The organism is Anaerophilus nitritigenes (assembly GCF_004138215.1).
Taxonomy (GTDB): Bacteria; Bacillota; Clostridia; order Peptostreptococcales; family Thermotaleaceae; genus Anaerophilus; species Anaerophilus nitritogenes.
In genome coordinates, this window is record NZ_RYYS01000057.1 from 1 (window position 1) to 13,706 (window position 13,706).

Annotated in this window: 10 protein-coding genes; 8 read left to right on the top strand and 2 right to left on the bottom strand. The window is 28.4% G+C overall.

Annotated features, from left to right (window positions below):
- Positions 1–512: 512 nt before the first annotated feature.
- On the bottom strand, positions 513–1,523 hold the full coding sequence (locus tag EK368_RS08595; protein ID WP_165000387.1) for a ribonuclease H-like domain-containing protein: 1,011 nt from the start codon (positions 1,521–1,523) through the stop codon (positions 513–515).
- Positions 1,524–1,663: 140 nt separating this feature from the next.
- On the opposite strand from EK368_RS08595, the gene EK368_RS08600 reads away from it, so the two are divergent.
- Positions 1,664–2,032 (top strand): hypothetical protein, encoded by a 369-nt coding sequence (locus tag EK368_RS08600; RefSeq protein WP_129598489.1) that lies wholly within the window; start codon positions 1,664–1,666, stop codon positions 2,030–2,032.
- Between the two features lie 77 nt (positions 2,033–2,109).
- Entirely contained in the window at positions 2,110–3,162 is a 1,053-nt protein-coding gene (locus tag EK368_RS08605; protein WP_165000388.1) for an HD-GYP domain-containing protein, read from the top strand.
- 90 nt (positions 3,163–3,252) lie between these two features.
- Here EK368_RS08605 and EK368_RS08610 read toward each other — a convergent pair whose 3' ends face one another.
- On the bottom strand, positions 3,253–4,239 hold the full coding sequence (locus EK368_RS08610; RefSeq protein WP_165000389.1) for an asparaginase: 987 nt from the start codon (positions 4,237–4,239) through the stop codon (positions 3,253–3,255).
- A 422-nt stretch (positions 4,240–4,661) separates the two neighbouring features.
- Here EK368_RS08610 and EK368_RS08615 point away from each other — a divergent pair, with 422 nt between their 5' ends.
- The 6 genes from EK368_RS08615 (at position 4,662) to EK368_RS08640 (ending at position 13,574) form a co-directional block, all read left to right on the top strand.
- Complete coding sequence (locus EK368_RS08615; RefSeq protein ID WP_129598495.1) at positions 4,662–5,810, top strand: cysteine desulfurase family protein; 1,149 nt, start codon at positions 4,662–4,664, stop codon at positions 5,808–5,810.
- A gap of 4 nt (positions 5,811–5,814) precedes the next feature.
- Positions 5,815–6,993, top strand: coding sequence for a tRNA uracil 4-sulfurtransferase ThiI (gene thiI / locus EK368_RS08620; protein ID WP_129598497.1), 1,179 nt, complete (start codon positions 5,815–5,817; stop codon positions 6,991–6,993).
- 285 nt (positions 6,994–7,278) lie between these two features.
- Positions 7,279–9,462, top strand: a complete 2,184-nt coding sequence (locus tag EK368_RS08625) for a methyl-accepting chemotaxis protein (RefSeq protein WP_129598499.1) — start codon at positions 7,279–7,281, stop codon at positions 9,460–9,462.
- Positions 9,463–9,513: 51 nt separating this feature from the next.
- A complete protein-coding gene (locus tag EK368_RS08630; protein WP_129598501.1) occupies positions 9,514–10,449 on the top strand; it encodes an AEC family transporter in 936 nt (311 codons plus the stop codon).
- A 284-nt stretch (positions 10,450–10,733) separates the two neighbouring features.
- A complete protein-coding gene (locus EK368_RS08635; RefSeq protein ID WP_129598503.1) occupies positions 10,734–12,065 on the top strand; it encodes a sodium-dependent transporter in 1,332 nt (443 codons plus the stop codon).
- Positions 12,066–12,200: 135 nt separating this feature from the next.
- Positions 12,201–13,574, top strand: coding sequence for a tyrosine phenol-lyase (locus EK368_RS08640; RefSeq protein ID WP_129598505.1), 1,374 nt, complete (start codon positions 12,201–12,203; stop codon positions 13,572–13,574).
- Positions 13,575–13,706: the final 132 nt, after the last annotated feature.

A 13,706-nucleotide genomic window follows, 5' to 3' on the forward strand; every position in this document is an offset into this window, starting at 1 on the left:
TCGGTAGAGCAGGGGACTGAAAATCCCCGTGTCGGTGGTTCGATTCCGCCTCTGGGCACCAAAAAAACACATTTATGTAATATAAGTGTGTTTTTTTTATTTTATAAAAAACTTTAAAAGTTACTGAGATGAGTTTGAAAAATATAGGATTTATAGAGGGCTTATTAATATGAGAAGTAGTGTTGTTAAAGTAGTTGAAAAAAATATTTGACAAAATAATACATAAGATGATATCATAATCATATAAATATATATTTTTAACAAATAAAGATAGATATATGAGTATATAAGCTATTTTTATCTTAAGAATATAATCAATTTTATGAAAAGAAAATAAGTTTAATTATGGAATAACTATTTGAATCAAATAATATATTTGCAATTTAAATGGTCCATAATAAAAGATATTTAGATCTTTTATTATGGACCATTTTTGTTTTCAAAAATTATATATTTTATAAAATAGATCAAACGAATATTAAGATAAAATATTAGTTCATTTCAACAAAATATCAGTGGATTGTAAAAATATATCTAAGAAGATCAATAATGAATCTATGAATTTCTGCAAACTTGATAATAGAACCCTCCTTAAATATAATAATATTAGAAGGAATAAATGAGCAAATATTTTGTATATGATATGAAAAAGAAAAATCAAATGTATCTATATATAGGCATTTGATTCCTGAAGAGAGGGTACCTTTATATAGAGGAATTTTTAAAGTAAAAGCAGATGATTTTTTTACATATTCTAAATGAAAGCCATTGTCATAGATAATATAATCTTTTTTTATATTTATATCTGAATATACGCCCTCTAAATGAAAGCATCCATTTTTTATGAATGGATGAAAAATATATCCTATATTTTTATTATTTATATAAAAAATATTAGGAAAACATTCTAATGTATAATTTAAGGATGCTTGATCTAAGATACATAAAGCTTTCGAAAAATAATATAGATCATCATAATTGTGTAAAAGAATTAATTTTTTTAATTTTTCATATTGATTTTTTTCAAAAGCTTCATAGAGAGAAACACTTTCTTTTCCAGATATTTTGTCATTACGATAAATACCTAAATGTTCTTCTAATGATTTAAGTTTGCAATTTTTTAATTCAAACAAATTCTTTGTTTTTTTCATCCATTTTAAGAGATCTAGACTTTTATATTTATGTATACAATATTGTATTCCATAGTATTGAAATCTTTTATTTAAAAAGGGAATATCAAAAGTATCTCCATTATAACTAATGAATAGATCAAATTTTTGTATTTCTTTTTGAAAAGTTTTTAAAAGATTTATTTCTTCCTTTCTATTTTCACAAAAAAATTGTTTTATATTAATATGACCATTTTTTATATATAAAAGTCCAATGAGTATAACTTGATTATAAATAGGACTAAGTCCTGTAGTTTCGATATCAAATAGAGCAAAATTAATATCTTTATATAAAAATAAAAAGTTTTTCGGTAAAGGAATAGGTTCTTGTATGGTATACTCTAAAATTTCCAATATCTACAGCTCCTTTTTGGTTGAAGTATATTACAAAAAATACTTGTATTTCTATATTATAAATGATTTTACTTTTAAAATGCAAATAAGCTTTTTCAATAGAAAATACATATACTAATTCTAGGGAGAGAGGTGATAAAATGGATTTTTTAGATAAATTAGCAGATAAAGTTACATCAGGAACAAAAATTTTATCTCAAAAAACAGATGAGGTAATTGAAATTGCAGAATTAAAATTGGATCTAAAAAACATGGAGAAACAAATACAAGAAATAAAAATATCAATTGGTGAAATCATCTATGAATATTTTTTTAGTAAAAAAAATGATATGCCCATTATGGAACTTCAAATAAAATGCAAAGAAATTCAACAAAGAGAAAGAGAAAAAAATAATATAAAAAGAAAATTAAATTCGTTAAGGGGATTAGAATATTGTTATTATTGTGGAGCTATATTTGAAGAAGATGAAAATTATTGTTCAAATTGTGGCAAAAGAGGAATAAAATAAAAAAATAAAGGAAAATAAGGGAATATGTAGAAATGAATAAATGTGTTTTTATATATTTTCTGAAAGAGGGAGATAGGATGAAGTTTGTAGATACACATGATATAAAACCAGGAATGATTTTAGCTCAAGATATTATAGGAAAATATGATTTGATTTTTTTGACAAAAGAAACTGTGCTTAAAAAAGAAAATATTGAAAAAATAAAAAAAATGAATATTTCTTATGTATGTGTAAAAGAAGAGTCAGAAAATATAGATGAAGAATTATCTATAAAATTGAAATCAATGCCTGATATAAAGTTAAGTAACCCTTATATGAAGAGTCTTTCTGAGTTTAAAAAAATATATGAGGAAGTTGGATTAGGAAAAAAAATACAAGTTGAAATGATGAAAAGTGCTATGAGCCCACTTATTAAGGAAGTTATAGAAGATAATAATATATTGTCTAGATTAAGAAAATTAAAGGTGGTAGATGACTATACTTATAAACACTCGATTAATGTATGTATTTTATCTACTATGATTGGAAAGTGGCTAAATTATACGAAAAATGATCTAGATCATTTATCTATAGCAGCAATTCTTCATGATATTGGAAAAAGCAGAATAGATTCTCGTATTATTAATAAACCAGATACATTAACAAAAGAAGAGTTTGATATTATTCAAACTCATCCTACTGTAGGGTATGAAATTTTGACACAAGAAGAATTTAATATGGATATATGCTGTGGTGTGCTACAACATCATGAAAGAATGGATGGAAGTGGCTATCCAATGAAGGCAAAAAAAAATAAAATTCATGAATTTGGTAAGATCATTGCTATTGCAGATATATTTGATGCTATGACAGCACAAAGAGTTTATAAGCAAAAGGAGTCACCTTTTAAAGTGGCAGAACTTATTGCAAAGAATAGATTTGGAGTATTAGATCCTCATATTTCTAATCAATTTCTTTTTCATATATCTAAATTTTATGTAGGAAATATTATAAGGCTTAATACAGGAGAAATTGCTGAGATTGTATTAGTAAATAAACAAATGCCTACAAGACCTCTAATTAAAGTAAATAATAATTTTATTGATTTGTATAAATCATTAGAATATGAGATTATTGAAGTATTAGTATAAAAAATTCGCATATGTAATTATTACATATGCAAATTTTTTAGCAATGAAAATTTCAAGTGAAATAAAAGATTTTTCTTAAATTATAAAATTTTATTGATAAAAACCTTTTTCAAATATGGTTTTAATTCTCTTTAAATCATTAGTAGTACTTAAAGCGAGCATTAATTTGATTCGAGCCTTCTGTCCTGGAAGATTCCCTCCTAAAATTACTCCAAGATTTCTTAAAGTTCTTCCAGCACCTTCATATCCATAAGTATCTAAAACTCTGCCCATAGGACATCTAGATACCATAACTACTACTACACCATGAGAGACAGCATATTCAATACCTTCTACCATCATAGGAGGAACGTTTCCCCTGCCCATAGCTTCTAGTACAATTCCCTTACTTCCTGAATCTACACAAAATTTAATTAACCGAGAATCCATTCCAGCAACAGCTTTAATAAGATCTACTCTTTCTTCTATAGTTTCTGTTTCAATATGAATGTGCTTGGTGATTTCCCTATAAAAAATAGCTTCATCATTATCTACAATGCCTAAAGGTCCAAATTCTAAAGATTTAAAAGTATCAAGGGCTAGTGTATGAGTTTTGGTTACTTCGCTTGCAGCATTTAATTCATTGTTCATTACAATTAATACACCTTTATGTTTGGATTGTTCAGATATAGCAGTACATATAGCAGCAGACAGATTACTTGAGCCATCATATCCTAGTTCTGAGCTATTTCTCATGGCACCAACGATAATAATAGGCTTTTGGCTATTGATGGTCAGATCTAATAAATAAGCTGTTTCTTCAAGGGAGTCTGTTCCATGAGTAATGACAATACCAGTAATATCATCTCTTTTGACTAATTTTTTGACTAGTTTAGATAGTTCCATCATTCTTTGTGGAGTCATATGAGGGCCAGGAATTCTAGCAAAGTTAACTATTTCTATATCTGCATATTTATCAATATTTGTTACCATAGACATAATTTCTTCACTTGATAAAGCTGGAATAGCTGCAGATATTCGAGGATCTATTTTCATAGATATAGTGCCTCCTGTAAAGATGACAGCAACCTTATGTATATTTTTCATAAAATTCCTCCTTTATACTCTATTCATATGGTACCAGATTTATGAAAATATCACCAGAGGAAATTTATCTGATAATCAAGAATTGAATGATATTTATTTTATAATACAAAAAAACCAGCCTCCGAAGACTGGTTTTTTTGTTGGTTTACGTTCAAAAGGGGTATTGGGAATAGAGATTATATTATCGAGGTTATCAGGGGGATAACCACTAAACAAATTATAACAAAAACCGACAAGATTAGCAAGTATTTTTACAAATTTTTTTATATTTTTTTGAATTAAAATTTAATTATATTTTCAAAGAATAGGATGTAATAATAAGTTTATACTAGGAGTAACTTTACAAAAACAAAGGATTCATATAAAATATGGAAAGATATAGACAATAAATTTTTAAGATGGAGAGGTTAAATATGGAAGTTTATCTAGATAATAGTGCTACCACAAAACCAAATGAAGCAGTAGTACAGATAATAATAAGATCGCTTACAAAGTATTATGGAAATCCTTCATCCTTACATCATAAAGGTGTAGAAGTAGAAAGGATGATCAAAGATGCAAGAAAAAAAATATCTAAAGCACTAGGTGTTTATGATCAAGAAATAATCTTTACTTCTGGAGGAACAGAATCAAATAATATGGCCATACAGGGTGCTTTAAAACATAGAAGAGGGAAAAAAATTATTACTACAAAAGTAGAGCATCCTTCTGTATTAAGTGTATATGAAGATTTAGAGAATAAAGGATATCATGTAGTTTATATAGATGTAGATTCTTTTGGAAGAATAAATGTAGAACAATTCAAACAAAATTTATCAGAAGATATAGCTTTGGTGAGTATGATGCATGTAAATAATGAAGTAGGTACCATTCAACCTATAGAAGAAATAGGAAAAATACTCAACAAGATGCAACAAAAACCTATTTTTCATGTAGATGCAATACAGTCTTTTGGAAAAATAAAATTTACACCTAAAAAGTTAGGAGTAGATCTTTTGTCTATTAGTGGACATAAGATTCATGGACCAAAAGGAATAGGAGCTTTATATATAAGAAAAAATATAAAAATTTCGCCTATTTTTTATGGAGGAAATCAAGAGACTGGAATCCGATCAGGAACAGAAAATGTTCCTGGGATTTTAGGATTGGGAGAGGCAGCAACAGTATTATATGATATGGATGAAAAGATATCTGTGCTTCAATCATTAAAGGATAGATTCATAAAAGGGATAAAAAATGAAATCAAAGAAATAAAAATCAATGGATATGAGAAAGAAGGAAGTGCTCCACATATTGCAAATATAAGTTTTTTAGGCGTAAGAGGTGAAGTGCTTCTTCATAGTTTAGAACAAGATGGTATTTATGTATCTACAGGATCAGCCTGTTCGTCAAAAAAAAGTAGTAAAAGTCATGTGTTAAAAGCTATGAACTTAGGAGAAGCAGAAATAGAAGGAGCCATAAGATTTAGTTTTTCTTATCATAATACCATAGAAGAAATAGACTATGCAGTAGAAAAAATTAAAAAACATGTAAAAGAACTAAGAAAGATTATAAAGAGGTGATCCTATGAAAAAAATATTAATTGCACGATATGGAGAAATAGGCTTAAAAGGACATAACAAATCATATTTTGTAAACAAATTATTAGGTCATATAAGAGGAAATTTAAAAGATTTAGGAAAAATGAGTGTACAGCATGTAGGAGGACTAGTTTTTGTAGATATAGATAATTATGATGAAGAAGATGTCATAGAAAGAGTGAAAAAAGTATTTGGAATTGTATCTGTAAGTCCTACCTATAAAATACAAAAAGATATGGAAAATATATATGAAGGTGCTCTAGTGCATATACAAGAAAGAATGGAAGAAGAGGATATAAAAACATTTAAAGTAGAAGCAAGAAGAGGTGATAAAAGTTTTCCTTTTACATCTCCTGAATTATGTAGAGAAATAGGAGGATTTATTTTATCGCACACACAAAATTTAAAAGTAGATGTCCATAATCCAGAAATGACTCTTTATGTAGATATTAGAGATAAGGCTTATATCTATTCTAAGAAAATTCCAGCATATGGAGGTCTTCCGTTAGGCACAAATGGAAAAGCAATGGTATTATTATCTGGAGGAATTGATAGTCCAGTAGCTGCATGGATGATGGCAAAGAGAGGTATGGATATTGAAGCAGTTCACTATCATAGTTATCCTTTTACTAGTGAGAGAGCAAAAGAAAAAGTAATAGATTTGGCAAAAATCCTTTGTCAGTATTGTGGAAATATAAAACTTCATTGTGTAAACTTATTACCTATTCAAAAAGAAATTAATGAAAAGTGTCCAGAAGAAGAGATGACTATTTTATCAAGAAGATTTATGATGAAAATTGCACAAAAAATAGCTTTACAAAGAGAGGCAAATGCGTTAATAACAGGAGAAAGTATTGGACAAGTTGCAAGTCAAACCATTCAAGGACTTACTGTAACAAATCATGCAGTAGATCTTCCAGTTTTTCGACCTTTGATTGCATTAGATAAAGTAGATATTATGGATATTGCAAAAAAAATTGATACATTTGAAACTTCAATTCGGCCGCATGAAGATTGTTGTACGGTATTCTTACCTAAAAGACCTGTAACGAAGCCAAGACTTGAAAGAATTTTAAGTTCTGAAAGTAATCTTGAGGTAGAGAAGTTAATAGATGAAGCAGTAGAAAGTATGGAAGTCATTGAAATAAGTATAGAGGAAGAATAGGTGGCATCTATTGCTGAAATATAAAATGAAAGTAAAGGACTTCTAAGTATCGCCCAAGAGATAGATAGCTTTATTTAAAATTCAAATTATAAACATAAACATATAAACAAAGGGACGGTTAAGCAACTGTTCCTTTCTCCGTATATAGCTAAATAGTAATTTTGGTGTGTATCTATATGAGCATTTTTACTTTTGTAAATTTTTGTTATAATATTAAAAAGGAGGTGGAATCATTACTTAGAATAAATATGAGATCAATGGTTTTATGAAAAGGGGAGAATATGTATGAAATTAATAAGATTTAAGAAGAATGTTATAATTTTAATATTGCTAGCTTTGATTTTTTTGTTTACAGGAATTTATTTTACTTATTCAATAAAGACTCAAACACAGATTAATACTATGCTCAATGATATTTTAATTGATGAAATTAAAATATCTAAAGAAAGTATTGAAAATATTTTAAAAGGATACGAAGAAGCAGCTTATATGTTAGCTAGTAATCCAGAGATAAAAAATTTCTCTGACTCTATAGATTATGAAAATAGAGTAGAAAATATTTTACTAAAAGCTTATTATACTAAAGAGAAAGATATTGTTGATATTTACATAGGAGATAAAAATAAAAGGGTATTGTCTGCTATTACTCCTAATGAAGAGTTAGAGGGCTATGATCCACAATATAGTGACAATGGGGCCAAAAAAGATTGGTACTGGATGCCTGTAGAGGACCATAAAACGTATTGGTCGGATGTATATAGAGATGTTTTAACAAATATACAAATGATTACAGTAGCTGTTCCTGTTATGGATAATAATAATCAAGCTATTGGATCAATGGCGATAGATTATTTTGCAAATGAAATCAATGAATCTATTGGATCAAAAAAGCTTTTGAAAAATGGATTTTATCAGCTCATAGATTGGAATGGTAAAATTGTATCAGATAAAAATTTTAATACTCAACAAGAAAAATCATCTGTAGGAAGATGGCACTTTAATCAAGATATTGTAGATTATGCAAAGGATTCTACTCAAATAGGTATTAAGTTTTTTGATATAGGAAAAAATGTAGAAATTTATATACCAAAGGAAGTGAAAAATGCAAAAAATATAGAAGATTTAGGAGAACTTGAAAATCAAATTGAAGACCTAAATGGAGATGGAAATCTATTAGATAATATACCCTCATATATTTTTACAGAAGAACTAAAATCTCAGATGTATCCTGGAGAGTATAAGGCCATAGCTATTAAGTTACCCGATACAAATTTAACATTAGTAGGAATGGTGGACAAACAAGATGTATTAGCTTATTCAAAAGAAGTAAATAAAGCTTCTATAACAATTATGTATATTTTTATTCCATTGATTGGAATGTTAATATTTTTAGTCTATCGTCGATTGATGAACATTCTTAATGTTGTTATTAATCATATTGACGAAATGTCAAAGGGGCGTTTTTCATTTAGAACAGATTCCAAATATATATCATTTAAAGAGGTATTTGAAAAATTAAATAGGGCAAGTGAAAGTGTAGAAGTAGCTTTAAAGGATACAAAGAAAACTTTTAATGCTGTATTTGACAATATGGAAATTACAGAAAAAGACTTAGATCATGTAAAGAACTTTTCAGATAAAGTAGAAGTGACTATAGAAGATGTGTCTAGTGGAATATATCAACAATCAGAGGATGCAGTTAGAGGTGCTTCTTACGTAGGAAATATTTCTAAACTTATAGAAAATATTAATGTAAATACTACAAAATTGGTATCTAAAACAAAAGAAGTTAATTTAATAAATAAAGAGAATCAAAAAAATCTAGAGGAATTAAGGTGTAAATCTAATGATGCCAAAAAAGTTTCTGATGAAATTACAGTTGTTGTGGCTGAGCTAAATGAAAATACTCAAAATATAGGAAACATTGTAGAAACAATTGACGGAATTGCTTCACAAACAAATTTACTAGCACTCAATGCTTCTATTGAAGCAGCAAGGGCAGGAGAAGGAGGACGTGGGTTTGCCGTTGTAGCGGATGAAATTCGTAAACTAGCAGAAGAGACTGGAAAATCTACCAACAAGATAGGTAAGATTGTAGATTCTATTCAAAATATTTCTCAAAAGGTTTCTAAGTCTATTAAAGATGTGAATATGGCTATTGATGAGCAGATCATATCTTCTGAAAATGTAGAAAAGTCTTTTGAGGTATCGAGTGATATATATATTGAATTTGAAAAATCCTTTAAAGAAATTTATGAGCAATTAAACGAGTTGAATATAAAAAATTTAGAAATAGAAAAATCAATTACAAATATGGCAGCGGTATCCCAGGAAACTTCAGCTTCAGGTGAGGAAATTCAAAACTTTATACATCATCAAAGAAGTTTGATGGAAGGGGCTATAAAGTCATTAGAAAATATAAAGATTCAAGTAAATCTATTAGGAGAAAAATTAAATCAATTTCATTAGAAAAAAGTTATTTAGCATATATGGATAAGAAAGATCGAGGAGGAATTTTTTATGGAATTTTTCAATGCTTTTGGTAGTATATTTAGTATTGTTATTATGATATTCATTGGATACATATTGACTCAAAAAGGATGGATAGATAAGTTAGGAGCTCAAGTATTTTCAAAAATTGTTATTAATATATCATTACCAGCGATGATGCTTTATAATATAATGTCAGATTTTGATAGAGCAAAACTTTTAAACTTAAGAAGAGGTTTGATTATTCCTTTTTTCTCGATCTCTATTAGTTATTTATTAGGAAAAGTATTTATAAAAATTTTCAATATTACACCAAATAGGAGAGGTTCTTTTTTATCTATGTTCTTTGTATCTAATACTATATTTATTGGTTTGCCAGTGAATTTAGCTTTATTTGGTTCAGAAAGTATTCCTTATGTTTTATTATACTACATAGCCAATACTACTTTTTTTTGGACGATAGGTATTTTTGAAATTAGTAAAGATGGAGGAAAAGATACTCAAGCTTTGTTATCAATGAATACTATAAAAAGAATCGTTTCACCTCCTCTGATGGGATTTATAGTAGCTATTTTATTCATACTTTTGTCTATTCCATTACCTAAATTTGTGATGGACACTTGTAAATACTTAGGTAATTTAACTACTCCGCTATCTATGTTATTTATAGGAAATACAATATATTATATAGACTTAAAAGGTATTTCTTTTGATAAAGATGTGTGGGGGGTCTTATTAGGAAGATTTATAATATCACCTTTATTGATAGTATTGTTATGTAAATTTTTTCCGTTATCTCAATTGATGAAAAATGTATTTATTATTCAAGCAGCTATGCCTGTGATTACTAATACAGCTATTGTAGCAAAATCTTATGATGCAGATTATCAATATGCTGCGGTTATGATCATGATTACTACTTTGTTAAGTTTATTTATTATACCTATATATAAAATAATATTATAGTAAACTGCGTCCCTGTACTTTGTTGTACATGAAAAAAATGATTTTGAATAATTATTATATTTAGAGGGAGAGAGATAAAAAAATTAAAGGAATTGAAGTAAAGATAGAGAACTAAAGAAGAGTGTGTATATGTTTTAAATTTCCAGAAGATATTAATATGGTAAAAATTAACTATTCAAATAAATAAGCCATATTTTATGATTTGTAAAATACTTTATGATTTGTAGAATATTTATGGATTAAGTAGAGTATAGTATAACAAATTTAAGAAATAGGAGGGAATTATGAGTAAGGATCAAAATTCAATGAATACAAATAGGAGGTTTAATAGTAAAATTGGTTTTATTTTAGCTTGTGTAGGTTCAGCAGTAGGAATGGCTAATATTTGGATGTTTCCTTATCGTGTTGGACAATATGGAGGAGCAGCATTTTTACTTATTTATTTGTTTTTTATTGCTTTGTTTTCTTATGTTGGATTATCAGCAGAATTTGCTATAGGTAGACGTGCAAATACAGGAACATTAGGAGCTTATGAATATGCTTGGGATAAAAAAGGTAAAGGTAAACTAGGATTGGCTTTAGGATACATTCCATTATTTGGTTCAATGGGTATTGCCATAGGATATGCAATTATAGTATCATGGGTATTAAGAACTTTAGGAGGAGCAGTAACAGGTACATTATTTCAAATAGATTCAGCAGAATTTTTCTCTCAAGCAACAGGAGCTTTTGGAAGTTTGCCTTGGCATAGTATAGTAGTAATTGGTACATTATTAACTTTAGTAGTAGGTGCTAAGAGTATAGAAAAAACAAATAAAGTTATGATGCCAGCTTTTTTCATTTTATTTTTAATATTAGCAATTCGAGTTGGATTTTTACCTGGTGCACAAGCTGGATATAAGTATTTATTGATTCCAGATTGGTCCTATGTATTCAAACCTATTACATGGATTATGGCTATGGGGCAAGCATTTTTTTCACTATCTATTACAGGGAGCGGTATGATTGTATATGGAGCTTATTTAAGTCCTGATGAAGATATTGTAAGTGGAGCATTATCGACAGGTATATTTGATGTCGTAGCAGCTTTGGTTTCAGCATTTGTAGTGATTCCAGCATGCTTTGCATTTAATATTCCTCCTAATGCAGGACCACCTTTAATGTTTATTACAATTCCAAAGATCTTAGCTCAAATTCCATTTGGTAGATTGTTTGCTATAATATTTTTCTTATCAGTAATATTTGCAGGAATTAGTTCTCTTCAAAATATGTTTGAAGTAGTTGGTGAATCTATACAAAATCGGTTTAAACTCAATAGAAAAACAGTCATTATACTTTTGGCAGTAATTTGTTTAGGGATTGGAATATTTATTGAAGCAGAACCATTAGTTGGAATGTGGATGGATGTGATTTCAATATATGTAATCCCATTTGGAGCAGTATTAGGAGCATTTTCTTGGTATTATATTTTAGGTAATGAAGATATGCTAGATGAATTAAATAAAGGAAGTCAAAAGGTACATGGTTCCACATTGATATCCATAGCAAAATATTTATATGTACCTATTTCAATAGCAATATTTGTATTAGGCATAATCTTTGGTGGAATTGGTTAGATTTTATTTCATTGAAATCCTAGGTTTTGTTATCTAGATGCTTACAATTCTTATTTTTAGCTTTCAAGAGTTAAAGATAAGAGTTGTAGGCCATAAGATAAAATATAAATATTATAAATCGAGGAGGAGTATAAAATGAAGTACATGCCAGAACCTTACAAAGTTAAAATGGTGGAGCCATTAAGAATGTTACCAAAAGAAGAAAGGATCAAAGCAATTCAAAAAGCAGGCTATAATACATTTTTACTTAATTCAAGAGACGTATATATTGACTTATTAACAGATAGTGGAACAAATGCTATGAGTGACAGACAATGGGCAGGAATTATGATGGGTGATGAAGCTTATGCAGGAAGTGAGAATTTTTATCATTTGAAAAAAACTGTTCAAGATATTATGGGATTTAAACATGTAGTGCCAACTCATCAAGGTAGAGGAGCAGAAAATCTATTATCACAAATATTAGTAAAACCAGGAACTTATATACCAGGAAATATGTATTTTACAACTACAAGAGCTCACCAAGAGATGAATGGAGGAACATTTGTAGATGTCATTATAGATGAAGCACATATCTCAGATAAAGAGGATATAGCATTTAAAGGAAATGTAGATCTAAAAAAATATGAAGATTTAATCAAAAAAGTTGGACCGGAAAATATTCCGTATATATGTGTTGGGGTAACTGTAAACTTAGCAGGTGGTCAACCAGTAAGTATGAAAAACTTAAGAGAAGTTCATGAATTATCTCATAAACATGGTATTAGAGTAATGTTTGATTGTACAAGATATGTAGAAAATGCTTATTTTATTAAAACAAGAGAAGAAGGATATAAAGACAAATCTATTGCTGATATTGTGAAAGAAATGTTTTCTTATGCAGATGGTGCTACTATGTCAGGAAAAAAAGATGGAATAGTAAATATTGGTGGATTTTTAGCAATGAATGAAGATGATCTTTATCATAAAGCGGCTGCATTAGTAGTAGTATATGAAGGAATGCCAAGCTATGGTGGTATGAGTGGAAGAGATATGGAAGCATTTGCAATTGGACTCAAGGAAGCATTAGATTATAATTATATTAGACATAGAGTAGAACAAGTAAAATATTTAGGAGACAAATTAATAGAAGCAGGAATTCCAATTGTTCGACCAATAGGTGGTCATGCAGTATTTTTGGACGCTAAAAAGTTTTTACCACATATTCCACAAAGTGAATATCCAGCTCAAGTATTAGCAGCTGAAATATACATCGAGGCTGGAGTTAGAACTATGGAAAGAGGAAATATTTCTGCTGGTAGAGACAAACAAGGAAATGAATACTTTCCTAAATTAGAATTAGTAAGATTGACATTACCTAGAAGAGTATATAGTTATGCACACTTAGATTATGTTGCAGATGCTATTATTAATACATATAAGAGAAAAGATGAAATTAAAGGATTAAAATTTACTTATGAGCCACCAGTATTAAGATTTTTTACTGGAAGATTTGAGCATGTAAAATAAAAATTTATAAAATTCTTAAAACATAAAAAGTCCTATTGTTGATTCAATAACAATAGGACTTTTTATGTTTGGCTCTATGTCAATAGTTGGGGTGGGATTGTTCATAATCCCGCTCCATTACTTTATTAGAGA